Source organism: Hymenobacter ruber (assembly GCF_054783255.1).
In genome coordinates, this window is the sequence record NZ_BAAGQX010000003.1 from 284955 (window position 1) to 311067 (window position 26113).

A 26113-nucleotide genomic window follows, 5' to 3' on the forward strand; every position below is an offset into this window, starting at 1 on the left:
ACCAAACGCCTTACGCTGGCTCCGATTCGATGTAGCTGATGTCGGCATCGCCCCACAGCTCCTCAAGGGCGTAGAACTTGCGGCGGTCGCGCAGGAACACGTGCACCACCACGTCCACATAGTCGAGCAGCACCCACTCGCGGTTGGTGCGGCCTTCGGTTTGCCAGGGGCTTTCACCGGTTACTTTTTCGATTTCTTCTTCTACCGAGCGGGCCACGGCTTCGAGCTGCGTATCGGAGTTGGCCGAGCAGATGATGAAATAATCGGCAACGGCATTTTTTAATTCCTTCAAGTTCAGCACCACGATGTCGGATGCCTTCTTGTCTTGCATGCCGCGAACGACCAAATCTGCCAATGTGTCTGAATCCTGACGGACCAACGTGCTTTTCATATTGTCTTGTTAGGTGTGAGCTTTACAGCCGAAAGTCTACGAAGTTAAGGATACGCGAAAGAAGGCCGTGGTTGTCACTCCAAAAACCCTGTTCACGGGCCAGCAATTAGTATGGTTGCCGGCCTGCCCCTCGACCAATTCGGAGGCTCAGAATTTGATAGTCCAAAACCGGGCCAGCGAAGGCTGCACCGTCATAACGGACTTTCAGACCGCCGGCCGGGGCCAGCGTGGCAACCAATGGGTGGCCGCCCCCGCCGAAAACCTGATGCTGTCGGTGGTGTGGCAGCCTACGTTTCTGGCCACCACCGAGCAGTTTCGCCTCAGCCAGGCCGTGGCCCTGGCGGTGCACGACTGGGCTGCGACTTTGCTCGGGCCTGGCCCGGAGCTCAAAGTAAAATGGCCCAACGACCTGTATTATGGTAATCAAAAGCTGGGCGGCATATTGATTGAGAACAGCCTGAGCGGCTCAAAAATTCAATATAGCATCATTGGCGTTGGCCTGAACATCAACCAACAAGCCTTTGAGCTACCCACGGCCACTTCGTTTGCCCGCCTCACTGGCCGCGCCTACGACCGCGCCGCGCTGGCCGCCCGCCTGCTGGAGTGCCTGGAGCGGCGCTACCTGCAACTGCGGGCCGGACAGGTGAGCACCTTGCGGCGCGATTATTTACAGGCCCTCTACCGCTACCAGGAAATTCACCCGTTTATTATCGACGGGCAGCCGGTGAGCGGCCAGATTGTCGGGGTGGAAGAAGATGGCCGGCTGGCCGTGGCCATTGGCAATGAGCTGCGGCGCTTCGGCTTGCAGGAAATTCGGCACGGCTAGCAACCATGGCCGCCTGTTTCGGCATCAGGCTGATAAAGTTTGGGAGCAGTGAAAAAAATAATTCTTTTCAGGCAACTAATTCCCAGCTTCCGCCGAGTTGTCAGTAGCGTTGGCTTAAACGGTTGCCTTTTTCACCGGTCTATCAAACTGAAATAATTTTCGGGGTGTTAATTTGAGGGAAAGGGAATTCGGCACAGTGCTTGTCAAAGCCTTATCCACAACCTTTTCAAATTTCGCCTTCACTTTTTCTGCGTCAGCTATGAAACTCTCTACTCGCTGTTTAGTGCTCCTGGCGGCTTTGCTGCTGCCGCTGGCCTCGGCCTTTGCCACAACGGTGACGGTCACGATTGGCAGCAATTTTTACTCGCCCCTGACGGTCAATATTCAGACCGGCGATGTAGTGCATTTTGTCCTGCAAAGCGGCCAGCACCCCACGGTATCGGACGATAATACGTCCATTCCACTGTTCACCCTCAGCTCAGCCAGCCCCACCCGGGATATCACCTTCAATACGGCGGGAGCTATTCCGTATTACTGCCTGGCGCATGGCGCACCCGGCCAGCCTATTGGCCAGACCATGAATGGCTTAATTAACGTGACGCAGCGCACCACTACGGCCACGCTGGATGCCAAAGCAGCCGGTATTGACGTGAATGTGTACCCCAACCCCAGCCACGGCCAAGTGACGGTGCAGCTCAACCAGAAAATCGGCGCGGGCATTTACCAGCTGCGTCTGAGCAACATCATCGGCCAGGAAGTGCGCACCATTGCCCTTAAGCCCGAGTTGACCACCGCCGGCCTGCCGCTTGACCTGAGCGAACTGCGCACCGGCGTATACTTCTACAGCCTGGTGGTGGATGGCAAGGTAGCCAGCACCAAGCGCCTCGTGCTTCAGAACTGATCCACTCGCTTCGTCCAAATCATTTGACCAAAAAGCAGCCTCGGGCTGCTTTTTGTGTTTCTAGCCCGAATTGGTTTCGCGCAAGCATCAGTGCAACGGTGCATTGCCTACTTTTGCCTTTTCACCGATTTGCTCGTTGCTTCTTCCGGTAGTGTGCGGCTTGCGCATGTGCCGGTGTCTTGTGTCCCATTCGTTTCTATGCGCTCTTTTAAAAGCCTGAACAACCTCGTCGGCTGGCTCGTGTTTGCCATTGCCGCCGTCACCTACCTGCTCACCCTGGAGCCTACCGCTTCGTTCTGGGACTGCGGCGAGTTCATTGCCTGCTCCTACAAGCTGCTGGTGCCCCACCCTCCGGGGGCGCCCACGTTCCTGCTGCTGGGCCGTCTGTTCTCGCTGTTTTCGTTTGGCGACGTGACGAAGGTGGCCGTGCTCATCAACGCCCTGTCGGGGCTGAGCAGCGCCTTCACCGTCCTGTTTCTGTTCTGGATTATCACCCGCATGGCCCGCAAGCTGGTGCTGCGCGAGGCCACGGGCAACAGCGGCCTGGCCGCCGAAGCCATCGAGCCCAGCGGCTACCAGAGCTTGCTCATTCTGAGCGCGGGCGTGGTGGGCGCGCTGGCCTTTGCCTTTTCCGATTCGTTCTGGTTTAACGCCGTGGAGGGCGAGGTTTACGCCATGTCGGCCCTGTGCACGGCGGCCGTGGTCTGGATTATGCTGAAGTGGGAAGCTCATTCCAACGAAGCCGATTCGGATAAATGGCTCATTCTGATTGCCTACGTCATCGGCCTCAGCATCGGAGTTCACTTGCTGAACCTGCTCACGCTGCCCGCCCTGGGCTTCATCTACTACTACCGCCGCACCGCCAATCCTTCGCTGAAAGGCGGCATCATCGTGATGGTGGTGAGCATGATTATCGTGGGCTCCATCCTAGTGGGCATTATCCCGGGCCTGCCCACGCTGGCAGGGGGCTTCGAGGTGTTCTTCATCAACACCGTGGGCCTGCCCTTCAACTCGGGCCTGTTCATCTTCCTGATTGTGTTTATTGGACTGATTTGGTTTGGCTTCCGCCTTTCCTTTCAGCGCCGCAGCCAGTTGCTGAACACGGCCATGCTCTGCTTCGTGTTCATCCTGATTGGCTATTCGAGCTACCTGATTGTGCCGATTCGCAGCTCGTTCCAGCCTACCATCAACGAGAATGACCCTGAGGATGTGCTGAGCTTCGTGAGCTACCTCAAGCGCGAGCAGTACGGCTCGCGCCCGCTGCTCTACGGCCCGCAGTTCAACGCCCAGCCGGTGGACTACGCCGAAGGTGCCCCCCGCTACGCCCGCGACCTCAAGACCAACACCTACAAGGAGATTCTGCCGCGCCAGCAGGAGCCCGTGTACCGCGACGAAGATAAGATGCTGCTGCCCCGCATCTACAGCTACGAGCCCGACCAGATTGCCAACTACAAGAAGTGGGTCGACATTCAGGACGGCGTGAAGCCCACCATGGGCCAGAACCTGGGCTTCCTGTTCCGCTATCAGATGGGCCATATGTTCTGGCGCTACTTCATGTGGAACTTCGTGGGCCGCGAGTCCGACGTGCAGCAGGCGGGCGTGGTGACGCCGTTCAGCGCCAGCGCCAAGTCGCTGCCGCCCCGCATCGGCGAGAGCCCGGCGCACAACAACTTCCTGGCTTTGCCGCTCATCCTCGGCCTCATCGGCCTGTGGTTCCAGAGCCGGCGCGACAGCAAGGATGCCTGGGTGACCGGCCTGCTGTTTCTGATGACGGGCCTGGCCATCGTGATTTACCTCAACCAGCCGCCGCGCGAGCCGCGTGAGCGCGACTACACCTTCACCGGGGCCACGTTTGCCTTTGCCATCTGGATAGGACTGGGCGTGCTGGGGCTGGCCGAACTATTCGGCAAAGTGGTGAAGGCCGATGGGCTGCGGGCCGGCCTGGCCTTAGCCGTGGGCCTGTTGATTCCGGGCATTATGGCGGCCCAAGGTTGGGACGACCACGACCGCAGCAACCGCTACAACTCGGTGGATTCGGCCAAAAACCTGCTGAATAGCTGCGCCCCGAACGCCATCCTGTTCACCAACGGCGACAACGACACCTTCCCGCTCTGGTACGCCCAGGAGGTGGAGGGCTTCCGCACCGACGTGCGCGTGGCCGTGCTCAGCTACCTCAACACCGACTGGTACATCGCCCAGATGAAGCGCCGCTCCTACCTCTCGCAGGGCTTCCCCATCTCGATGCCCGCCGCGGCCTACGCCCAAGGCACCAACGACATGCTGCCCTTCGCCGCCAACCCGGCCGTGCCCAGCGTGAACCTCAAGGAATTCATTGAGTTGGTGAAAGGCAACAACCCGCTGCTGCAAGTGCAGTACCAGGAAAACGGCCCGAGCATGATGAGCTTCCCCACACCTAACTTCTTCCTACCCATTGATACCATGGCCGTGAAAAAGCTCGGCATCATCCCCAAAGACCGGGAGGGCCAGCTCGTGAGCAAGATGGAATGGAGCATGGGCAAGCGCGCCATCGAGAAGAAAAACCTGGTGATTCTAGACATGATTGCCACCAACAACTGGCAGCGGCCCATCTACTTCAGCAGCACCGTGGCCCCGAGCGACTACATGAACCTGCAGCCCTACTTCCAGCTCGAAGGCATGGCCTACCGCCTGCTACCGCTGAAAGACCCGAACTACGACCCCCGCTCCGGCGATGAAGGCTTCGTGGAGAAAGACCTCACCTACCAGCGCCTGCTGAAGGATTTCAGCTACCGCGGCCTGCAAAACCCGAAGATTTTCTACGACGAGAACAACCTGCGCTTCCCGGCCAACTACCGCGACAAGTTCGCCCGCCTGGCCAACGCCTACCTGGCGTCCAACAACGTGGCCAAGGCCAAGGAAGTGGCCGACAAAGCCATGGAATTGATGCCCGACAATACGATTCCCTACGACTACTACTCGCCCCAGCTGGTGCCCGCCTTGGTGGCAGGCGGCGAAAAAGCCAAAGCCGACCAGATTCTTGACACCATGACCCAACGCTCGGAGCAAATGCTGGCCTACTACGCCACCAAGCCCGACGGCAGCCTGTTTGAGGACGACCAGCGCGGCTACCTCCTGGGCCTGCAAAGCGTGTACCGCGCCGCCGAACTGGCGGGAGACAAGCCCCGCAGCGAAAAGGCCCTGGGCCTGATGAACCAGTACTACCCGCGCTAGGGAGTGACTGAGTAAATCGGTGACTGAGCAATTTTTTGGTCACGGAAAAGGCCGGTCCGCAGTGTGCGGACCGGCCTTTTTTAATGGCGGCTCTGTAGGTTATCCAGGTCGTTTTGGTCGCGGGGGCGGCCGGCAGCTCGTTTGGCTTGCAATAGATGCTGGTAGTGAATCAGCCGCACGGTGAGGCCTTCGACTTCAGTATCGGTGGCTTGGGCGTAGGCATCGGCGAAGTCCAGGCCCTTTAGTGAGGTGATGATGTCGATGGCAACCGGCGAGCGCCCGAAGGTGAACACGTCGAAATCGGGCCGGTTCAGGAAGTTTTCGGCGGTCATATCAAACGTGGGCATCCCAAAGTCAAGAAAAGCCCGCGCCAGCAGCGCGTAGTTGTCTGCCGTTTTTTCGACCCAGATATCCAAGTCGCCGGTGGTGCGGCTGTAGCCGTGCAGAATGACGGAATACCCGCCCACCAGCACGTACCGGACAGCATTGCGCCGCAGGGCCGCCAGAAAATCCCGAAAGTCCTCGTTGAAAATGTTGCCCATACCTAGCGCTCTGCGTGGGCGCGGTATGAAAACGCCGTTCGGTCCAGCCGTGGCGGGTTATTCACATCGAAATTGAAGGCCACGCTGTTGAGGTACATGGCTACGCGCAGACGCTCGGCCAGGTTGGCGGGCTCCTGCGCTCGGTGGTAGGCTTCGGTTTCGGCGTGGGTACCTGCGTGAAATGCGGTGCGGTCGAGGCGGAAAGACATGGAAAGGAGATGTTATGGTGCAGCAAGTCTTATTACTCTCAAATTTACACAAATGAGAACCGCTCAGGATGTTCTCGCTTGAACACCGGCCTGTTTCAACAATTTCTCAACTGCCATGGGAACAAGGTGACGGAAGCAGGTGCGGTCCGCCGGAGCACTTGTCTCCTTGTGCCAAGTGCTCCGGCGGACCGCCTTTGCCTTTGGCAGGAAGTGACAAGGGCTCCGGCGGGCCGCACTTACGTCCAACCCGATGAGTTGGGAGCAAGCGAGGCCCGCCGCAGCATTCGCTACCCAATACCTCATTTCGGGCAGGTTCTTCGTTGGCCTTCCCGTCCGTTTTCCCGTAGCTTTAGAGTATGCTGGTTCGCTTGCTTTTGTTGGTTGTATTTGTGCTCATGGCCTTCGCGCCCCTGGCCCCGCGCCCCGACTACGCCGGCCTCTATCGCGACGCCCCGCACCTGGACGTGGACACCCGCCGCGAGGGCGACAGCCTGCGCCTCTACCTGCGCCTGCCCGCCCCCGCCCGCCTGGGGCCGGGCCACCCGCTGCGCCTGGCCGCCTGGCCCAGCTACGAAGCCAAGCTGCCGCTGTGGCAGGACAGCATCGCGCGCCGCCAGCAGCACCCGCGCCCCGAGGCCGACGGCAGCCTGCGCCTCAGCTTCTGCATCGCCGCCGCCCGCGTGCCCGCCGGGGCCATCCTGCAGCTCACCACCGCCCCCGCCGATACCAAAGACGACTACCAGGACCCCGCCACAACTGCCTGGCTGCGCCTGACCGAAGCCGTGCTGGCGCGGCCCTTCGTGCTCACCGACTCGGCCGGGCAGCCCCTGGCCCGCCGCTATGTGCGGGCCGGCGAAACCTTCGGCGTGGACAGCTACGGCCTGATGCAGCCCGTGCGCTGGAAGCGCTACGCCGTGACGCCCACCCCTGCCCTGCCGCCCATGACCAGCTCCGCCGCCATGCCCGCCGGCCCGCGCCTGCTGCCCGTCCTCGACTCGGCCGAGGCCCGGCCCGGCGGACTGCTGCGCTTCCGCGAGCCCGGCCTGTATGCGCTGAAGGTGGGCGGCGCTGGCGGGATGCCCACGCGCACATTGGCCGTGCTGGTGGGGGCGAATAATTACCCCGCCCTCACCACCGCTTCGGAGCTGATTGAGCCGCTGCGCTACCTCACCACCAGCCAGGAGCGCCAGCGCCTGACTGATGCACCCGACCCCAAGCGGGCGGTAGATAAATTCTGGCTCGACATTGCCAAAGGCAACCAGCGCCAGGGCAAGGAACTGATTCGGCAATTCTACGGCCGCGTCACGGCGGCCAACCGCCTGTTTGCTGCTCACAAGGCCGGCTGGCTCACCGATAGGGGCCTGCTGTACGTGGTGCTGGGGCCGCCGCCGAGCGTGCGGCGGCTGTTCAACGGCGAGGAGCGGTGGTTTTATTCCGATGGCGGGCTGGGCGGCGGGCCCATCACCTACACCTTCCGGCCCCGGCCGAGTACCTTTGCCCCTGATTACTACGAATTGGTGCGCCGGCCCGAGTACGAACTGCTCTGGTATGCCGCCGTTGAAAAATGGAGAACCCCACTGACCGCCCTGACCGGCCCGAACGTCCCCAGCGACCTGCCCGCCCGGTAGCCGGCCGCCGCTTCTACGATGGCGCCAACCGCCCCGTCACCCCGAAACAGTTCCGCCCCGACCGTGGCGGCGCTGAGTTCGACGACCGCCCCGCCCGCCCCCGTGGCCGCGGCGGCTCCGACAACCAGGACGATGCGCCCGAAGGCCGCACGGGCCGCTCCGAGCGCGGCGAGTCGCGCCCGCCCTTCCGCAACCGCGAAGGCGGCTCCAACCGGCCGCGCTACGAAAACCGCCCGGCCCAGTCCTCCAGCATCGACATGCTGTTTGGCCTGCGCCCCATCTTGGAAGCGCTGAGCGCCGGCCGCACGCTGGAAAAGATTTTCCTGCTGCGCGGCACCAAAAACAGCCTTGTCACGGACATCTCCACCGCCGCCCGCGAGGCCGGCATCCAGGTGCAGATGGTGCCCGTGGAGAAGCTCGACAACCTGACCCGCAAAAACCACCAGGGCGCGGTAGCCTTCGTGTCGCCCATCGACTACGCGCCGCTGGATAACATCGTATCGGGCCTGTTTGAGGAAGGCAAAGTGCCCTTCCTGCTGCTACTCGACCGCATTACCGATGTGCGCAACTTCGGCGCCATTGCCCGCACGGCCGAATGTCTGGGCGTGCAGGCCATCGTGGTGCCCAGCCGCGGCGCGGCGCAAATCAACGGCGACGCGCTGAAAACCAGCGCCGGCGCGCTCAACATCCTGCCGGTGTGCCGCGAGGTGAGCCTGCACGAAACCATCCGTTTTCTCCAGCAGTCTGGCATCACGGTAGTGGCCTGTACTGAGAAAGCCGAAGAGGCCGTGGGTTCTGCCGAAGTCGATTTCAGCGGCCCCGTTGCCGTGCTCATGGGCTCGGAAGAAGACGGCATCTCGCCCGACCTGCTGAACCTAGCCGACGTGAAGCTGAAAGTACCCATGACCGGCCAGATTCAGAGCCTGAATGTGGGCGTGGCCGCCGGCATCATGCTGTTTGAAGTGGCTCGCCAGCGGGTGGCGCAGGCAGAGTAGGAACTGTCATCCTGAGCGCAGCGAAGGACCTTATCACGTCATCACTTATTTGTTCAAACGTGATAAGGTCCTTCGCTGCGCTCAGGATGACAAACTAAACATAAAGCCCCGGTACTGCACAGTACCGGGGCTTTATGATAAAAGACTATGGCTGATTCTGATAGGGCACGCCCTAATTATACCCGCCGCCCTTCTTGGCCTTCACATCGGCCACGAAATCCTTCACGCGCTGTTCCTCGCTGCGCTTGCAGATGAGCAGCACGTTGTCGTACTCAGCCACGATATAGTCCTCCAAACCCTGCACTACCACGAGACGGTCGGCGGGGGTTTTGATGACGCAGCCGGTGGTGTCGTAGAGCAGCACGTCGCCGCTTATCATGTTGTTGTTTTCGTCGTGGTGGCCGATGCGGTGCAGCGAATCCCAGGTGCCCACGTCGCTCCAGCCGAAGTCGGCGGGCAGGACGTACACGTTGTCCGCCTTTTCCATCACGCCGTAGTCGATGCTGATGTTGCGGCAGCGCGAGTAGGCCCGGCTGATGAATTCTTCCTCCTCGGGCGTGCCCAGTTGGTCGGCACCTTCGTCAAACACTTCGGCGATGTCGCTCAGATAGTGGTGGAAGGCATTGATGATAACCTCGGCGCGCCATACAAACAGGCCGGAATTCCAGAGAAAGTCGCCGCTGTCCACAAACATGCGGGCCAGCTCCAGATTGGGTTTTTCGGTGAAGGTTTTCACCTTGTGCAGCTGGCCGCCGGGCAGGCTCTGCTCGTCCATGTACTGGATGTAGCCGTAGCCGGTATCGGGCCGCGAGGGCTGGATGCCGAGGGTGATGAGCACGTCGCTGGCCCGGGCAGCGGCCACGGCGATACCAATGAGGCGGCGGAACTCGTCTTCGCGCAGCACGGCGTGGTCGGCGGGCGTCACAATGATGGTGGCTTTCGGGTCGCGCTGCGCAATGCGGTAGCTGGCGTAGGCAATGCAAGGTGCGGTGTTGCGGCCAATGGGCTCGCCCAGAATCTGGTCCATCGGCAGGTGGGGCAGGTGTTCCTGCACCAGGTCCACGTAGTCGCGGTTGGTCACTACAAACACGTTTTCGGGCGGGCAGATGCCTTTGAAACGGTCCACGGTGAGCTGGAGCATGGAGCGGCCCGTGCCCAGCACGTCATGAAACTGCTTGGGGTGGTTGGTGCGGCTGAACGGCCAGAACCGGCTGCCAATACCGCCAGCCATGACGACGATGTAAGTGGAATTCATTGGGCAAATGTAAAGGAGAACGCAGTACGGAGTGCGGCTTGATGGCTGCTATTTAGTCAATAAATATTATATATTAAATAAATAATATAATCAAACCAGTCCCTCGCGCAATAAGTCGTGCAGGTGGATGAACCCGGCGAACTGCCCATCCTCCGTTACCACCAGCTGCGTGATGTTGCGGCTCTGCATCCGGGCCAGCGCTTCGGCGGCAAAGTCTTCCACATCAATCGTAGCGGGCCGGGGCGTAAGGATGTCGCGGGCCTTGAGCTTTTCCAGGTCCGAGAAGCTGCCCAGCATGCGGCGCAGGTCGCCATCGGTAATAATGCCGGCCAGTTGGCCCGTGGCGTCGAGTACGGCGGTGGCTCCGAGGCGCTTGCCGGATATTTCCAGGAGCACGTCCTTTAGCGGCGCGTCTTCCTGCACCTGGGGGCGCTGGTTCTGGCGGCTGAGGTCGCCCACTTTCAGGTAGAGGCGCTTGCCGAGGGTGCCGCCGGGGTGCAGGCGGGCAAAGTCGGCGGCGGTGAACTGGCGGCTTTCGAGCAGGCACACGGCCAGCGCATCGCCCAGGGCCAGCGCGGCGGTGGTGCTGGTGGTGGGGGCCAGGTTGTTGGGGCAGGCCTCCTTGGTCACGGGGGCGTGCAGCACATAGGTGGCCTGCTGGGCCAGGTAGGAGTCGGCGTTGCTCACGAGCGCGGCCAACGGCACGCCCTTGCGGCGCAGCAGCGGCACCAGCACCTTAATCTCGGGCGTGTCGCCGCTTTTGCTGATGGCAATCACAAAGTCTTCGGGCTGAATCATGCCCAGGTCGCCGTGGATGGCATCGGCGGCGTGCATGAACAGGGCCGGTGTGCCGGTGCTGTTGAGCGTGGCCACAATTTTGCCCGCGATGTGGGCGCTTTTGCCAATGCCGGTGACCACCACCCGGCCTTTCAGTTGCAGAATGGCTTGCACGCAGGCTACGAAATCAGGCGTAGCGGCCAGGGCATCGGCCACGGCGCGCACGGCGTCGGCTTCTTCGTGCAGCACCTGGCGGGCAATGGCGAGCACATCGGCGGAGGCCGGAACAACGCCGGGCGCGGCATTCTCAGAATGAAGAGTAACAGGCATGGATAAGACACGAAATGTTATTGCAAAATTGGGGGAAAGAAGCTTAGCCCGCTTCTATCGGCCAAAACCAGCTTGCTTGGGTTAATGGATAATTTACTTCGGACCGGCTACTCAATTACATCAAATTGAGGCGCCCGCTACTTTAGAAACAGCTGCTTTTCATAGATGGACCGGCTCGGAAGCGCGAAGTTTCCAAATAGCTTCTTCCCGTTGCGGAAGCGGCAGCAATATGAATAAATTGTTTTCCACAATTCATGAAAAACACCATTTTTCATGCTAAAAATTGAGGCTATTGCTTATCTTCGTTATGAACCGCGAGCCGGTGCGCATTTCATTAATGCTTTCGTCCTATGTCATCAGTTGCCCTCCAAGAAGCCCCGGTCCTTACGGCCGATTTGAAACATACACTTAAAGAAGTATTCGGCTACGGCCAGTTTCGGGGCACGCAAGAGGCTGTTATTCAAAACGTACTTGCCGGGCACAACACGTTTGTGATTATGCCCACCGGCGCGGGCAAAAGCCTGTGCTACCAGCTGCCGGCTCTGGTGGTGCCGGGTACCGCCATCGTCATTTCGCCCCTCATCGCCCTGATGAAAAACCAGGTCGACCAGCTCGGGGCCTTCGGCGTTAATGCGCAGGTGTACAATTCGACCCTGACCAAAACCGAGATGAAACGGGTGCAAAAAGACGTGATGAGCGGCGAAGTTCGCCTGCTCTACGTGGCCCCCGAAAGCCTGACCAAAGACGACACCATCGACTTCCTGCTGAAGTCGACCATTAGCTTCGTGGCGATTGACGAGGCCCACTGTATTTCGGAGTGGGGCCACGATTTCCGCCCCGAATACCGCAAGATTCGTGGCATCATCGACAACCTAGGCGGCAACGTGCCGATTATCGCCCTCACGGCCACGGCCACGCCCAAAGTGCAGCTGGACATCCAGAAAAATCTGCACATGGACGATGCCAGCGTGTTCAAAACCAGCTTCAACCGCACCAACCTTTACTACGAGGTGCGCGCCAAGCACAACACCAAAAAGCAGCTGATTCAGTACGTGAAGCAGCACAAGGGCAAAGCGGGCATCATTTATTGCCTGAGCCGCAAGAAAGTGGAGGAAATTGCCGAGCTGCTGCGCGTGAACGATGTGCGCGCCCGCCCCTACCACGCCGGCCTCGACCAGCAGGTACGCATTGATAATCAGGATGCTTTCCTGAACGAGGAGTGCGACGTGATTGTGGCCACCATCGCCTTCGGCATGGGCATCGATAAGCCCGACGTGCGCTTCGTGATTCACTACGATGCGCCCAAATCCATTGAGGGCTACTACCAGGAAACCGGCCGTGGCGGGCGCGACGGCCTGGAGGGCAACTGCCTGATGTTTTACAGTTACGACGACATTCTCAAGCTGGAGAAGTTCAGCAAGGACAAGCCGGTGACGGAGCGCGACAACGCCCACCAGCTGCTGGCCGAGATGACCAACTACGCCGAAAGCGCCGTGTGCCGCCGCCGCCAGCTGCTACACTATTTCGGCGAGCAGCTGGACACCGATTGCGGCTTCTGCGACAACTGCCGCCACCCCAAGGAGCGGTTTGAGGGCGAAGCGGCCGTGGGCCTGGCCCTGCGCGCCACGGTGCAAACGGAAGCCCGGTTTAACCTCAACCATATTGGTCAGGTATTGCTGGGCCTCAACAACCCGCATATTGAAAGCTACGCGCACAATGCGCTGCCCATTTACGGCCAGGGCAAGGAATTGGGCGATGCGCAGTTCTGGCATTCGGTGCTGCGCCAGTGCCTGCTGAACGGCTTTTTGGAGAAGGACATCGACAGCCTGGGCCTGGTTCGCATCACCGATAAGGGCATGGATTTTATCGAAAACCCGCGCTCCATCACGCTCACGAAGGACCATAATTTCGATGAGGAACAGAAGGCCGACGAGGAAAAGGAGGAAGTGCAGCACGCCGCCGGCCACGACGAGGCCCTGTTCACCCAGCTAAAGGAGCTGCGCAAGCAGGTAGCCAAGCAGAAAAACCTGCCGCCCTACGTCCTCTTCCAGGACCCGAGTCTGAAGGAGATGGCCACCACCTATCCTACTTCGCTGCACGACCTCACGCACGTATCGGGCGTGGGCCAGGGCAAGGCCCAGAAATTTGGCGCGCCGTTCGTGGCCGCCATCAAGAAGTACGTGGAAGACAACGACATCGAAACCGCCGAGGACGTGGTGGTGAAGTCAGCCGTGAACCGCTCGAAAATCAAAATCTACATCATCCAGCAAATCGACAAGAAGATGATGCTGGAGGACATCGCCTCGTCCAAAGGCATCACGATGGCCGAACTGATGGAGGAAATCGAGCACATCTGCTACTCCGGCACCCGCCTCAACATCGACTATTACCTGGAGGAAATGGTGGAAGAAGAAGTGCAGGACGAGATTTACGATTATTTCATGGCGGCCAGCACCGACAATATTGCCGTGGCGATGAAAAAGCTGGGCGACGACTTTACGGAAGAGGAGCTGCGCCTGGTGCGCGTGAAATTCCTGAGCGAGGTAGCCAACTAATAATTCCTGCTTCAATAACAAGCCCAAAAGCCGCTCCGCCCAGAGCGGCTTTTTCGTTTTCCGAAACGTTTTCCGGTTTCTGCATCACGAACCCTGTTGGATTCGTCGCGTATTGACATGGGTGCTTAGCGCGTAGCTCGGCAGACGCTTTTGGAATCTTAACATGTGGATTATCTTCGCATTACTGGCCGCGTTGGCTTCGGCCTCGGTGGTCACGCTGTCGAAATCCGCGATTAAGGACGTGCCGCCCAGCTTGGTGTTTGCCATTGAGGCCGTACTAATACTTCTGGTGGCCTGGGGCACCGTGCTGGTGCAGGACTTGCTGCCCCACATCGGCAAGATTGAGCGTAAAACCTGGCTGGTGCTAGTGGTGGCGGGCGTGCTCACGGCCACGTCGTCGCTGCTCGTATTTCGGGCGCTCTCAATTGGCGATGCCTCGCGGGTGTCGCCGCTCACCAATATCACACTGGTGTTTTCGGTGACGCTGGCGGCCGTTTTCCTTAAAGAAAAGCTGACGTGGCAGGTGATTGCCGGCGCGGGCCTGATGGCCAGCGGCGCGCTGCTTATTGCCTTCGCCAAACCCGCCGAGAAGCCCGGCAACACTAAAAAGAATGGTCGCCCCGCAAGCGGAGCGACCATCTACGAATCCAAGCCGGTGGCTTAGCTCAGGTTAGCAATACTCTTCGAACGCGCCCTGCAGGTTGTTCACGATGCGCATGGCGTCGGAGCCTTCGATGTGGTAGCGCTCAATCATGTGCACCAGCTCGCCGTCCTTGAACAGGGCGATGCAGGGGGACGAGGGAGGGTACGGGAGCAGGTGCTCGCGCATTTTGGCCACGGCGTCGGTTTCCATGCCGGCGAACACCGTTACCAGTTTGCCGGGCTTTTTGTCGGCACTGGCGAGGGCCATTTTTAGGGCCGGACGAGCTTTGGCGGCGGCGCAGCCGCACACCGAGTTCACAGCCACCAGCACGGTGCCTTCATTTGAGGCGAGGGCGGATTCAACCTCCTCAGGGGTCATGAGCTGCTCGAAACCAACTTCGGTGAGGTCCTGGCGGATGGGGGCCACCATGTATTCGGGATAAACTGCCATTGTCGTAGGTATTATTTAAAAAGCGGCGCGGCCGCGGGCGGGTACAAAAGTACGGCATGGGCCGGACTGTCCCACATAAGTTCGCAGTGGCCCAAAAGGTTCGAGCGGCGAACCCATTACGCGGCAGCCCATTTTAATCCGGCGAAAGGCGGCATCTTTACAGATATTCAGCCTACCTTGTTGCGTCACAAATCTTTCCAAACTTCTTACTATTTAATTCCATTATATGAGATTTTCTCTACCCGCTTATCGGCTGGGACTGAACGTGCTGCTGGGCCTGACGGCCTGGGCCAGCCTGGGCCAGCCGGCATCGGCCCAGGTGCAGCCGCGCCCCACCGCCGAGGTGTTGCGCGCCCAGCACAAAACCGTGGCCACGCCCATCATCAAAGCTCCCGCCAAAGCCAGCCCGCGCCTCGATGCCGAGCTGCAGCGCCTGCTGGTGCAGGCCAGCGGCACCGGCCAAACGGAAGCCCTCACGGCCAGCCAATTGCGGGCCAGCCACCCGCACCTGCGCTTTGGCCAGCAAGCGGGCCAGCCCACGGTGCTGGTCCACATCACGGCCAAAGACGTGGCGGCGCTGCTGCCCAGCCTCCAGAGCCGGGGCTTTGAGGTGACGGCCTCTTATCCGAAGCTGCATTTTGTGGAAGGCATGCTGCCCGTCAGCCAGTTGGCCAACGCCGATGCACTGGTTAGCAATGGCTTGCTGGGCATCACGGCTTCCTTCGAGCCCGAAACCGATGGCGGCCTGGTGACGAGCCAGGCCGACTACGTGCTGGAAGCGGCCCGCGCCCGCGCCACTCGCCCCCGCCAGATAACGGGGGCCGGCGTGACCATTGGCGTACTCAGTGATTCATTCAACTACCTGGGCGGGGCAGCCACCGACGTGGCCTCGGGCGACCTGCCCGCCGCCGGCGTGCGCGTGCTGGTCGAGAGCGGCAACACCGACGAAGGCCGCGGCATGTGCCAGCTCATTTATGACCTTGCGCCCGGAGCGGCGCAGGTGTTCAGCACGGCCAATGGGGGCGAGGGCACCTTTGCCCAGCACATCCGCGACCTGGCCAGTACGGCCGGTGGCGCCTGCAAGGTGATTGTGGACGACGTGCGCTACTTCACCGAGCCTTACTTTCAGGATGGGGTTATTGCGCAGGCTGTTACCGACGTGGTGAGCAACTCGAATGTGACATATTTCGCGTCGGCCGGCAACTATGCCGACAAGAGCTACGAAACCACCGCCCCGCAGTTTGTGGCCAACGCCAACGGCGTGCGCTGCCTCAACTTCGACGTATCGGGCGCTACTACCGACCTCACGCAGCGCATCACCATCCCCAGCGGGGGCACTTTCTACCCGGTGCTGCAATGGTCCGACCCGTTTTACACCACCAGCGGTGTGCGGACGGACCTCGACATGTTCATTTTGGGGGTAAGAAGCACCGGCGCGGTGGACACTGTGTTCCGGAGCAATGCGCGCAACGTGCTCACGCAAGTGCCCATGGAGCCCATTTTCTTTACTAACTCCGCCGCTACCGGCACCACCACTTTCGACCTAGTGATAGTGTGGAAAGGCGGCATCCAGCCGGCCCGCCTGAAGTATGTGAACCGCGGCAGCGCCAGCCCTTCGGAGTGGCTCACCGGCAGCCACACTTCCTACGGCCATTCCTCGGCCGCCGAGGCGTTTGCCGTGGCCGCCGTGCCCTACTACAACCAGCGCGTGCCCGAAAGCTTCACCTCGAAAGCCGGGCCGATTACCTACCTATTCTCGCCCACGGGCGTGGCGCTGAGCACCGCCATGGTGCGTCAGAAGCCCAACATCGCAGCCGTGGATGGCACGAACACCACTTTTTTTGGCAGTGACTATGAGAACGACGGCTTCCCGAACTTCTTCGGCACCTCGGCCGCGGCCCCACATGCGGCGGCGGTAGCGGTGCTGCTGCGCTCAGCGGAGCCGGCCCTCACGCCCACCCAAGTGTATAGCCGCCTGGTGGGCAGCGCCCGCCTCCTTGGCACCACGGCCACCGACGCGCTGACCGGCCCCGGCCTGATTGATGCCTTTACGGCGCTGTATGGCCCCGTGGTGGCCGCCACGCCGCCCGTGGCCGAAGACCTCGAGAAAGGGGCCCTGCCGGTGAGCTGGAACGTGAACGGCTACGGCGCGGCCCGCCCGCAGGTGCTGACGCTGGCTCCGGCGTCGGGTGTGCAGAGCCTGGTGATGGATGCGCAGCCGGGCATCACCTCGGTGTTTTCGCTGAATGAGGCCACCCTGTTTTTGCAGGGCGCCACGGCCAGCAACCTGCAGCTGACCTTCCGCGAGCGTAAGTTCTCGGCCGAAACCGATGAGCTGATGCCCGCGCAGTTTACGGGCCGCAGCAACACCGACGGCGTGGCCCTGAGCGTGGACGGCGGCACCAGCTGGTACCGCATCTTCGACCTGACCGGCACCAACGCCACCACTACCTTCCAAACCAAAACGGTGGACCTGACGGCCTTCGCCACGGCCAATAGCCTCACGCTGGGCAACGACATCCGCATCAAGTTTCAGCAGTATGGCCGTGGCGGTGCTACGGCCACCGCCGGGGCCGGCCGCGCCTTCGATGATATTGTGGTGGGCAGCCGCACGCCCGCGCCCACGCCGCTTTATACCTACAGCCAGCCCACCACCGGCTGCCCCGGCCTGCAGGTGCAATACACTGATTCTTCGCTGTTTCGCCCCACTTCCTGGGCCTGGACGTTCGCGGGCGGCACGCCGGCTACCTCCACCCTGCGCAACCCCAATGTGACATACAACACGCCCGGCCGCCACAGCGTGACGCTGAGCGTGAGCAACGCCGCCGGCACCGTGGCCCGCACCGATACCGGCGTGGTGGTGATAACGGGCCGCGCCCCGGTGGCTACCATCACCAACACCAGCCTCGTTATCTGTCCCGGCGAAATTGTGACGTTTGGCAGCACGGCACTGTATTGCCCCACCACCTACGCCTGGACCATTCCCGGCGGCTCGCCATCGACCTCAACCACGGCTACCCCGCGCGGCGTGAGCTTCGCCACGGCCGGCAACTACACCGTCACCCTCACCGTGAGCAATGCCTACGGCAGCAGCACCAGCTCGGTGGTGGTGGAAGTAGGCGGCAAAGCCCCGACGCCCACCATCACGAGCACCAACCCCAGCATTTGCCACGGCGGCGCAGTCACGTTTGGCAGCACCACACTGAACTGCCCGAGCACGTATGCCTGGAGCTTTCCGGGCGGCTCACCGGCTTCGTCGACCAGCGCCAACCCCGGCGCGGTTACCTACGCCACAGCCGGCAACTACACCGCTACGCTGATTGTGACTAACCCCTACGGCAGCACCACCACCACGCTTATTGTGGATGTGGACGGCCAGGCAGCCACGCCATTTACCGAGAATTTCAACGCTGCAGCCACCCTGCCGCGCGGCTGGACACTGGTTACGCCCACCCCGGCTTACCCCTGGGCAGTGGTCAGCAACATCATCGGGAGCACGGGCACGGCCACGCGTGCGTTGGTGGTGCCGTTTGCCTCCGACCCCAACCGGGGCGAGCGCATTGCGGTGTACTCGCCCGCTCTCAACCTGACCCGCACCGGGGCCGCCGCGCCCACCCTGCGGTTTGATGTGGCCTACCGCGCCTTCTCCAGCACGGCCGGCGGGACAGTCACGGACAACGACTCGCTGAGCGTGCAGGTAGCCGATGCCTGCACCGGCCTCGTGCTGGGCCGCCCCTACGCCAAAAGCGCCCTCACCAACCTGCCCACCGGCACCAGCCTGCCCACCTTCACGCCCACCGCCGCCAGCGAATGGCGCCGCGAAACCGTGGACCTGACGGCCTACAGCGGCCACAGCGTAGTTCTGCGCTTTATCGGCCGCAACCAGTACGGCAACAACCTGTACCTCGACAATGTGCAGGTGAACGACGGCGTACTGTCCATGACCTCGGCAGCCAACGCCGTGGGCTTCGAAGCCTGGCCCAACCCCACGCCCAGCGGCACGGCGCTCAACCTGCGCCTGCCCGCCTTCACCGGCCGGGTGAGCCTGCGGCTGATTGACGCCCTGGGCCGCGTGGTGTGGCAGGAATCGGTGCAGCAAACCGGCGCACCACTGGAGCGCATCCTGCGCACCGGCCTGGCCCCCGGCCTCTACGACCTGCTGTACACGCCGGCCGGTGGCACGCCCGCTGCCCGCCACCTCGTGCTGGAATAGCGGCAGCTGATTTTCAAACAAAAAAGGCCGGGCGATAGTCGCCCGGCCTTTTTTAGTTCGTTTTTCTGCGTGTAAACGGGACTGATTCAGCCCTTACCGGCGGCCGTAGCGCTGGCCGAAAAAGTCGCCTTTGTTCCAGGTTGGGCGGGCGGGGTCCTGCGCTACCTGGTAACCGATGAGGAAGCACAGCTGCACGTATTTGCGGCCGGCCTCGAAGTCGAAGCGGCCGTTGATGTCATCCTGCGGCTTGTGGTAGGTCACGGCGCGCCATTTCTGCACGTCTTCGCTGAGGTTGTTGCGGCCGTCGGCGGTTTTGTTGCCGTATTTGATGTGCAGGGCCGGAATACCGGCCGTCACGAAGCTGTACTGGTCGCTGCGAATAAAGCGGTTCTGCTCGGGCTCGGGGTCGTTTTCGAGGTCGATGGCCATGTAGGCGCAGGCCTTTTTCACGGGTTCAATCAGGGTGGAGTGCGGGGCCCCCAGCGCCACCACGCTCAGCAGCGGGGCAATGAGGGTGGGCATGTCCATGTTGATATCGGCCACGATTTTGGCCTTGGGCACGGTGGGATTGGCCGCGAAGGCCGACGAGCCCAGCAGGCCCAGCTCCTCGCCGGTCATGAAGGCGAAGAGCATGGTGCGCTTCGGCTTTTCCTTCAATTTGGAGTAGACTTTGGCGATTTCAAGCACACACGAAACGCCCGAGGCATTGTCGTGCGCGCCGTTGTTGATGGAGTCGCCCTTCACTGGCGCGGTCACGCCGAGGTGGTCGAGGTGGGCCGAATGCACCACGTACTCGTCGCGCAGCTTCGCATCGGAGCCCACGAACTTGCCCACCACGTTGTAGCTCTCAATATCCTGGTACCGAGATTGCGCGCTGGCGCTAATCGTTGCTTTCAGCCCCGCCGAGGCCGGCTTGCCGCTCCGAATGGCCGCAAACGCCTGCGTGGTATCCAGCCCTGCCGTTTGCAGCAGGCGCTGGAGCGTGGCGGCATTCACCGCCCCGTAGAACTGCTGCCGGCTGCCTACCGCGAAGGTGCGCGACACGGCCACCTTCCCATCGGCCCCAAGCACGCTGTAAGTACCGGCCTTGAGGTCGGGCAGGGTGCCGGCGTGGGCCGAGGCGAGGATAAAGCCCACCGCGCCGTGGTTGATGGCCGCCTTCAGCAGCCCGGCCAAATCCTGGCTGGCCGAGGCCACGGTGGAGGCAAACGTGCGGGGCGCGCCGCGCACAATCATCACCACCTTGCCCTTCACGTCGAGGCCGGCGTAGTCGTCGTAGCCCAGCTCCGGCGCGCTGATACCAAAGCCGGCGAAGGCCAGCGGCGCATCCTGCACGCTGGTGGCAGGCAGCTCGGGGCTGGGATACACGATATAGTCCTGGCCGGCGGTGAGGGGCAGCGTTGCCCCCTGCGCATCGCGGGCCGCGAAGGTGGCCCCGGGCTGCAGGAAGGCGCGGCGCAGGCGCACTTTCTGGATGAATGTCCCCCCCTCGCCGGCGGGCTGCACGCCCAGGATTTTCAGCTGCTGCGTTACGTAGTCGACGGCCATCTGGTAGCCGGGGGTGCCGGCTTTGCGGCCCAGCAGGCGGTCATCGGCCAGGTAGGCGATGTGGGCTTTGATGTCGGCCGGCTTTACTTGTTCGAGGGCGGCGGCCACGGGCTTGGGCACGGTGAGCGGGGCCTGCGCGTGGGCAGCGGTGCTCAGCAGCAAAGCGGCCAGGAAGGGCGAAATGGAGAGTCTCATGATGCAAAGAAACGTAGGGTGCGGGGCTTGCCCCCGCCCGTCGTCGAACAGATTGGCCGGGCATCGTTCGACGACGGGCGGGGGCAAGCCCCGCACCCTACAGCACGCTAGCACCGGGCGCAGCAGTTGGGAGATAAAAAATATAACCTGCGCGTAACGTCAGGCGACCGGCGGAAACCGGCGAAGAAGCCGGGCATTCCACAATCGTTTTTGCCGGGCCTAATCCCCCAAAACGGTCCCGGCCGGACCGACCAAACGGGCCAGCGCATTGAAATAATCAGGACGAACTATACTGATTAGCTTCGCGTTATTAGCCCTTGTCCCTATTTTATTAACTATCTTGAGGATATAAGCCCGTCATTCGGCGGGTGAGCCCCGGCCGCGTGGCAGCGCCTTTTGAGGCTACCCACGCCCGCCCGGTTGGCCAGTTGGCCGGCTCCTTTGCTAAACAACTATCGCCATGACTACTTCCCTGACTTCTTATTCCGATGCTATTGCCCCCCAGTTTCAAATCACGGACCCCACGCACCGGCAAACCCACGACCTGAAGACCTGGCCCGCCTGCTTCGCGGCCGTGAAAGCCGGCAACAAACCCTTCGACGTGCGCCGCAACGAAGAAAACTTCCAGGTGGGCGACCTGCTCCTGCTCCGCGAGTTCGACCCCGATAGTGAGCAGTACACCGGCCGCACCATCACGCGCTGGGTGAGCCACGTGTTGGAAGGCGGCCTGTTTGGGGTGCAGCCCGGCTGGTGCGTGCTGGGCTTTAGCGAGCTGGCCCCCATCCCGACGGGCATGACCGATATCCGGCTTTGGTAACCGAATGGGGAGTTAGGGGTTAAGTCGTCTGTCATCCTGAGCGGAGCGAAGGACCTTATCGTGTTTGCGCCGGTTGATTTCACTGCAAACTGCTCACCGGTGATAAGGTCCTTCGCTCCGCTCAGGATGACAGACGATTAAAAACTCATTCCTCTTGACTCCCCCATATGCCTATTATCCGCGCCGCTGGTTTGCGCAAGTCGTTTGGTGCGCACACTGTGGTGCGGGACGTGTCGTTTGAGGTGGCGGCCGGCGAGACGCTGGTGCTGCTGGGCCCCAGCGGCTGCGGCAAAACCACGCTTCTCAAACTCCTCAACCGGTTGATTGAGCCGGACGGCGGCACCGTGGAAATCAACGGCGAAAACGTGCTGACCCAGCGCCCCGAGGCGTTGCGGCGCGGCATGGGCTATGTTATTCAGCAGGTGGGGCTGCTGCCGCACTACACCGTGGCCGAGAACATCGCGGTGGTGCCGCGCCTGCTGGGGCACGCCCCGGCGGCCATCGCGGCGCGCACCGAGGCGCTGCTCACGCGGCTGCGGCTGCCGCCCGGGCGCTACGCCGGGCAGCTGCCGCACCAGCTCTCGGGCGGGCAGCAGCAGCGGGTGGGGCTGGCCCGCGCCCTGGCCGCCGACCCGCCCATCGTGCTGCTCGATGAGCCGTTCGGGGCCCTCGACCCGGTGACGCGGGCCGGCATCCGGCGCGAGTTTCGGGAGCTGGAAGAACTGAAAACCAAGACCGTGGTGCTCGTGACGCACGATGTGACGGAAGCCTTCGAGCTGGCCGACCGGATAATGCTGCTCGATGCCGGCCGAATTCAGCAGCTGGGCACGCCGCGCGAGCTGCTGTTTCGGCCCGCCAATGCCTTTGTACGGGATTTTTTCGCGGCCGAGCGGCTGGCGTTGCAGCTGCGCACGCTGACGCTGGGCGATATTTTGCCGGATGCGCAGGCGCTGCCCTACCTAATTGACCATCAAAGGCTCGATTTCGAGCCCAAAAGAGTCGATATCGAGCTAACGAAGGTCGATATCGGCCCTTCGACCCGCGCAATCGAGCCAAAAAGAGTCGATATCGAAGGTCTGCCCCTCGAAATCGAGCTAAAAAGGGTCGCAATCGGGGGTCCGACCCTCGATTTAACTGCTACGACCACCGTGCACGATGCCTTGGAAGCCCTTACCAGTGGCACAACGGTCACTGCCCCGTTCACGGTAGCGGAATTGATGGCGGCCTTCGGCGAAGCGCTGCAACGGGAGGAGGACGCATGGAAACGCTAACTGCCCTGTTCACTTTCTGGCGCGAGCAGGCGGGCAAGCTGGGCGAGCAAACGGTGCAGCACATCGGCCTCACGGCGGGCTCGCTGCTACTGGGGGTGCTGCTGGGCGTGCCGCTGGGGCTATTTTTGTCGCGCCGGCCGCGCTGGGCCCCGGCGGTGCTGGGCCTGGCCGGCGTGCTCCAGACGGTGCCAAGCATCGCCCTGCTGGGCTTCCTGATTCCGTTGCTGGGCATAGGGCCGAAGCCGGCCATTTTCGCGCTGTTTCTGTATTCGCTGCTGCCCATTATTCGCAATACGTTCGAGGGGATTCGGGGGGTGCCGCCGGCGGTGGTGGAGGCCGCCCGGGGCCTGGGCCTGACCGATGGGCAGGTGCTGCGGCAGGTGGAATTGCCGCTGGCGCTGCCGGTGCTCATGGCCGGTATTCGCACGGCCACGGTGATAAACGTGGGCGTGGCCACGCTGGCGGCCTACGTGGCGGCGGGCGGGCTGGGCGAGTTCATCTTCGGCGGCATCGCCCTGAATAATCCGGTGATGATACTGGCCGGGGCGCTGCCCGCCGCCGGGCTGGCGCTGGCATTTGATGCGCTGCTGGGCGGCGTGCAAAAGCTGAGCACCCAGCGCTTGGGCCGGGCGGGCGCGGCCCTGCTGGTGGCGCTGCCACTGCTGGGCGGGCTGTATTTGCTGCCCCAGGCCACGGGCCGGCTGCGGGCCGGGTTCAGCCCCGAGTTTGTGGGGCGGGCCGATGGGCTGCCGGGACTTACCCAGGCCTACGGCCTCACGCACCTGCCCAGCGTGGTGCTGGCCCCCGCGCTGGTGTACGAGGCCGCCCGCCACGCCGACGTGGACGTGATTGACGGCTACAGCACCGACGGCCGCATCCGGGCCTACGGCCTGCGCGTGCTGCGCGACGACCGCCGCGTGTTTCCGCCTTACTACGCCGTGCCCGTGGTGCGGCCGGCGCTGCTGCGCACCCACCCGGAATTGGGGGCCGTACTGGCGAAGCTGGATGGGCAGATTTCGGACTCGGTGATGACCGATTTGAACTACCGGGCCGACTACCTGCACCAGGACCCCAAGGCCATTGCCGAGGCCTTTTTGCGGCGGCGCGGGCTGTGGCGGGCGGCGCGGGCGGCCGTGGCGGGCGCGCCGGTGGTGCGGCTGGGCTCAAAGATTTTCGCCGAACAATACATCCTGGCCGAGCTGTACGCAGCCCTCATCCGGGGCAATACCGACCTGGCGGTGGAAACCAAAACCGGCCTGGGCGGCACTACTATTTGCTTTGAAGCCTTGGAGAGCGGGGCCATTGATATGTACCCGGAGTACACCGGCACGGGGCTGCTGGTGTTGCTGCAGCCGCGGCCGGCAGTGGTCGATTCGCTGGGGGGCCGCCCGGCGGCGGTGCTGAGCTACGTGCGGGCCGAGTTCCGGCGGCGCTTCGGGCTGGAGTGGCTGGCCCCGCTGGGCTTCAACAACACCTATGCGCTGCTGATGCGCGGGCGGCAGGCGCAGCGGTTGGGCATTGTGAGCGTGTCGGATTTGGGCGGGTACCTGCGGGAGTAGTCTGGCCTTGGAATGGCTGTCATCCTGAGCGCAGCGAAGGACCTTATCACGATTGGGCTGGTTGAGTTACTGCCAATCGTTCTTCGGTGATAAGGTCCTTCGCTGCGCTCAGGATGACAGGCGGCCATTAATTTTGCCCCATGATTCTTGCCACCGCTACGCCTGCCGACGCTCCCCGCCTTACCCAGTTTGTGAATGCCGCCTACCGGGGCGACACCGCTCGCCAGGGCTGGACCACCGAAGCCGACCTGCTCGACGGCCAGCGCATCGACGAAGAAGGAATGCGGGAGATGCTGGCCCGGCCCGGCGCGGCCATTCTGCTCTGCCAGAACGAAAGCGGGGAGTTGCTGGGCAGCTTTCACGCGCAGGCCAAAGGCAACTTGCTCTACCTCTCCATGCTGGCCGTGAATCCCACCGGCCAGGCCCAGGGCGTGGGCAAGTTCCTGCTGAACGCGGCCGAGGACTACGGCCGCCAGCATGGCTGTACCACCAGCAAAATGACGGTTATTTCCGTCCGCACCGAGCTGATTGCCTACTACGAGCGGCGCGGCTACCACCTCACCGGGGCCACCGAGCCCTTCCCCACGGACCCGCGCTTTGGCATTCCGAAGCAGCCGCTGGTGCTGCTCGTACTGGAAAAGGCGCTGTAGAGACGCATACTTGCGTCTCGTCGTTGAACGACTCGTTAATGCGCAGACGATGAAACGCAAGTATGCGTCTCTACCCTGCTTTTTGGTCGAAATCGAGCTGCACGTCGCCGCCCACGGGGTAGCCCGTGCAGGTGAGCACCAGCCCGCGGGCCAGCTCGCGGTCGGTGAGGACTTCGTTGTTGCTCATCCAGACGCGGCCCTGGGTGCAGCGCACGGCGCAATTGCCGCACTGCCCCACCTCGCAACTGTAGGGCAGGCGCAGGCCGTGCCGCCGGGCCTCTTGCAGAATGGTGACGGGAAATTGCACCCACAGCCGGTGCTGCTGGCCGCGTAGCAGCAGCGTCACCTCGTGCGGGGCGGTATCGGGCGGCACGGTGTGGGCGGGGGCCACGGCGCTGGTAAAAAATAGCTCGCGCCGCATGAGGCTGAGCGGCAGGCCGGCTTCGTGCAGGCCGTAGGTGGCCATGCGCATAAAATTGATGGGCCCGCAGAGGTAGGCCAGCGTACGCGCCGGGAAGCCGGGCACGAGCTGCGTCACGAGGGCCTGGAGCAGCTCCTTGTGCAGGTGGGCGCGGTAGAGGATGGGGTCGTTGCTGAAAAACAGTTCCAGCTGCAACCGCGTCGGGAAGGCCTGGGCCAGCGCCCGCAGTTCGTCCAGAAACAGGGCATCGGCGGCCGTGCGGTTGCTGTAGAGCAGCAGCACAGCCAGGTGCGGGTGCTCCGCCAGCACCGCTTTCAGCAGCGAAAACAGGGGTGTGATGCCGCTGCCGGCCGCCACCAGCACGAGCTGCTGGTAGGCGCTTACATCGGGCGGCAAGGTGAAAAAGCCCCCCACGCCGCTGGTGCGCAGCACATCGCCCACCCGCACCTCATCGACCAGCCAGCGGGAAAACAGGCCGTTATCGACGCGGCGGATGGTGATGGCAGGCCACGCATCCAGCACCGGAGCCGAGCTGAACGAGTACGAGCGCCGGACTTCGGCCCCGTACACCTCGCGCACCAGCGTCAGGTATTGGCCGGGCTGGTACGGGAGGGTTTCGCCGGGCAGCGGCTGCAGTACCAGCGTGCGGGCCGTGGGGCCGTGCTGCCGGATTTCGACAATCGTGAGCTGCTGATAGGCGTTCGACATGGCTTCGCACGAAGTAGAA

20 protein-coding genes are annotated in these 26113 nt (G+C 62.4%); 12 read left to right on the top strand and 8 right to left on the bottom strand.

Annotated features, from left to right (window positions below; all coding sequences use genetic code 11):
* Positions 1–10: 10 nt before the first annotated feature.
* Positions 11–391 (bottom strand): RsfS/YbeB/iojap family protein, encoded by a 381-nt coding sequence (rsfS, locus tag ACYVM5_RS08240; protein WP_460555825.1) that lies wholly within the window; start codon positions 389–391, stop codon positions 11–13.
* Between the two features lie 67 nt (positions 392–458).
* Between rsfS and ACYVM5_RS08245 the strand changes: the two genes are divergently transcribed.
* From ACYVM5_RS08245 to ACYVM5_RS08255, 3 genes are all read left to right on the top strand, one after another.
* Positions 459–1217: a biotin--[acetyl-CoA-carboxylase] ligase gene (locus ACYVM5_RS08245; protein ID WP_460617652.1), complete on the top strand. Its 759-nt coding sequence runs from the start codon at positions 459–461 to the stop codon at positions 1215–1217.
* Between the two features lie 259 nt (positions 1218–1476).
* Positions 1477–2118: a T9SS type A sorting domain-containing protein gene (locus ACYVM5_RS08250; RefSeq protein ID WP_460617653.1), complete on the top strand. Its 642-nt coding sequence runs from the start codon at positions 1477–1479 to the stop codon at positions 2116–2118.
* Between the two features lie 198 nt (positions 2119–2316).
* The gene (locus tag ACYVM5_RS08255; protein WP_460617654.1) at positions 2317–5328 is read left to right on the top strand and encodes a protein O-mannosyl-transferase family; all 3012 of its coding nucleotides are present in this window, start codon (positions 2317–2319) and stop codon (positions 5326–5328) included.
* 80 nt (positions 5329–5408) lie between these two features.
* On the opposite strand, the gene ACYVM5_RS08260 is transcribed toward ACYVM5_RS08255, so the two are convergent.
* Together ACYVM5_RS08260 and ACYVM5_RS08265 are read right to left on the bottom strand one after the other, a co-directional pair.
* A complete protein-coding gene (locus tag ACYVM5_RS08260; protein WP_460617655.1) occupies positions 5409–5870 on the bottom strand; it encodes a nucleotidyltransferase in 462 nt (153 codons plus the stop codon).
* A 2-nt stretch (positions 5871–5872) separates the two neighbouring features.
* Positions 5873–6079 carry a hypothetical protein gene (locus ACYVM5_RS08265; RefSeq protein WP_460617656.1) on the bottom strand — a complete coding sequence of 69 codons (207 nt, stop codon included), beginning with the start codon at positions 6077–6079 and terminating at the stop codon, positions 5873–5875.
* Between the two features lie 356 nt (positions 6080–6435).
* Between ACYVM5_RS08265 and ACYVM5_RS08270 the strand changes: the two genes are divergently transcribed.
* Together ACYVM5_RS08270 and rlmB are read left to right on the top strand one after the other, a co-directional pair.
* On the top strand, positions 6436–7707 hold the full coding sequence (locus tag ACYVM5_RS08270) for a GWxTD domain-containing protein (RefSeq protein WP_460617657.1): 1272 nt from the start codon (positions 6436–6438) through the stop codon (positions 7705–7707).
* Positions 7644–8702: a TrmH family RNA methyltransferase gene (gene rlmB, locus ACYVM5_RS08275; protein ID WP_460617658.1), complete on the top strand. Its 1059-nt coding sequence runs from the start codon at positions 7644–7646 to the stop codon at positions 8700–8702. Before ACYVM5_RS08270 ends, rlmB begins: the two co-directional genes overlap by 64 nt.
* A gap of 172 nt (positions 8703–8874) precedes the next feature.
* On the opposite strand, the gene ACYVM5_RS08280 is transcribed toward rlmB, so the two are convergent.
* Positions 8875–9957, bottom strand: a complete 1083-nt coding sequence (locus ACYVM5_RS08280) for a mannose-1-phosphate guanylyltransferase (protein ID WP_460617659.1) — start codon at positions 9955–9957, stop codon at positions 8875–8877.
* A gap of 90 nt (positions 9958–10047) precedes the next feature.
* The gene (locus tag ACYVM5_RS08285; RefSeq protein ID WP_460617660.1) at positions 10048–11064 is read right to left on the bottom strand and encodes a KpsF/GutQ family sugar-phosphate isomerase; all 1017 of its coding nucleotides are present in this window, start codon (positions 11062–11064) and stop codon (positions 10048–10050) included.
* 350 nt (positions 11065–11414) lie between these two features.
* Here ACYVM5_RS08285 and recQ point away from each other — a divergent pair, with 350 nt between their 5' ends.
* Positions 11415–13619: a RecQ family ATP-dependent DNA helicase gene (gene recQ / locus ACYVM5_RS08290; RefSeq protein ID WP_460617661.1), complete on the top strand. Its 2205-nt coding sequence runs from the start codon at positions 11415–11417 to the stop codon at positions 13617–13619.
* Positions 13620–13782: 163 nt separating this feature from the next.
* Positions 13783–14283 (top strand): EamA family transporter, encoded by a 501-nt coding sequence (locus ACYVM5_RS08295; protein ID WP_460617662.1) that lies wholly within the window; start codon positions 13783–13785, stop codon positions 14281–14283.
* Positions 14284–14289: 6 nt separating this feature from the next.
* Here ACYVM5_RS08295 and ACYVM5_RS08300 read toward each other — a convergent pair whose 3' ends face one another.
* A complete protein-coding gene (locus ACYVM5_RS08300) occupies positions 14290–14712 on the bottom strand; it encodes a BrxA/BrxB family bacilliredoxin (RefSeq protein WP_198069252.1) in 423 nt (140 codons plus the stop codon).
* Between the two features lie 226 nt (positions 14713–14938).
* Here ACYVM5_RS08300 and ACYVM5_RS08305 point away from each other — a divergent pair, with 226 nt between their 5' ends.
* Complete coding sequence (locus tag ACYVM5_RS08305) at positions 14939–18925, top strand: PKD domain-containing protein (RefSeq protein ID WP_460617663.1); 3987 nt, start codon at positions 14939–14941, stop codon at positions 18923–18925.
* A gap of 93 nt (positions 18926–19018) precedes the next feature.
* Here ACYVM5_RS08305 and ACYVM5_RS08310 read toward each other — a convergent pair whose 3' ends face one another.
* Entirely contained in the window at positions 19019–20668 is a 1650-nt protein-coding gene (locus tag ACYVM5_RS08310; RefSeq protein WP_460617664.1) for a M28 family peptidase, read from the bottom strand.
* A gap of 460 nt (positions 20669–21128) precedes the next feature.
* Here ACYVM5_RS08310 and ACYVM5_RS08315 point away from each other — a divergent pair, with 460 nt between their 5' ends.
* The 4 genes from ACYVM5_RS08315 (at position 21129) to ACYVM5_RS08330 (ending at position 24965) form a co-directional block, all read left to right on the top strand.
* Entirely contained in the window at positions 21129–21485 is a 357-nt protein-coding gene (locus tag ACYVM5_RS08315) for an ASCH/PUA domain-containing protein (protein ID WP_460617665.1), read from the top strand.
* A gap of 167 nt (positions 21486–21652) precedes the next feature.
* Positions 21653–22756: an ABC transporter ATP-binding protein gene (locus ACYVM5_RS08320; RefSeq protein ID WP_460617666.1), complete on the top strand. Its 1104-nt coding sequence runs from the start codon at positions 21653–21655 to the stop codon at positions 22754–22756.
* Positions 22744–24315 carry an ABC transporter permease/substrate-binding protein gene (locus tag ACYVM5_RS08325; RefSeq protein WP_460617667.1) on the top strand — a complete coding sequence of 524 codons (1572 nt, stop codon included), beginning with the start codon at positions 22744–22746 and terminating at the stop codon, positions 24313–24315. Before ACYVM5_RS08320 ends, ACYVM5_RS08325 begins: the two co-directional genes overlap by 13 nt.
* A gap of 140 nt (positions 24316–24455) precedes the next feature.
* A complete protein-coding gene (locus ACYVM5_RS08330; protein ID WP_460617668.1) occupies positions 24456–24965 on the top strand; it encodes a GNAT family N-acetyltransferase in 510 nt (169 codons plus the stop codon).
* Positions 24966–25035: 70 nt separating this feature from the next.
* Here the strand turns inward: ACYVM5_RS08330 and ACYVM5_RS08335 are convergent, their stop codons facing one another.
* A complete protein-coding gene (locus ACYVM5_RS08335; protein WP_460617669.1) occupies positions 25036–26094 on the bottom strand; it encodes a 2Fe-2S iron-sulfur cluster-binding protein in 1059 nt (352 codons plus the stop codon).
* Positions 26095–26113 lie beyond the last annotated feature (19 nt).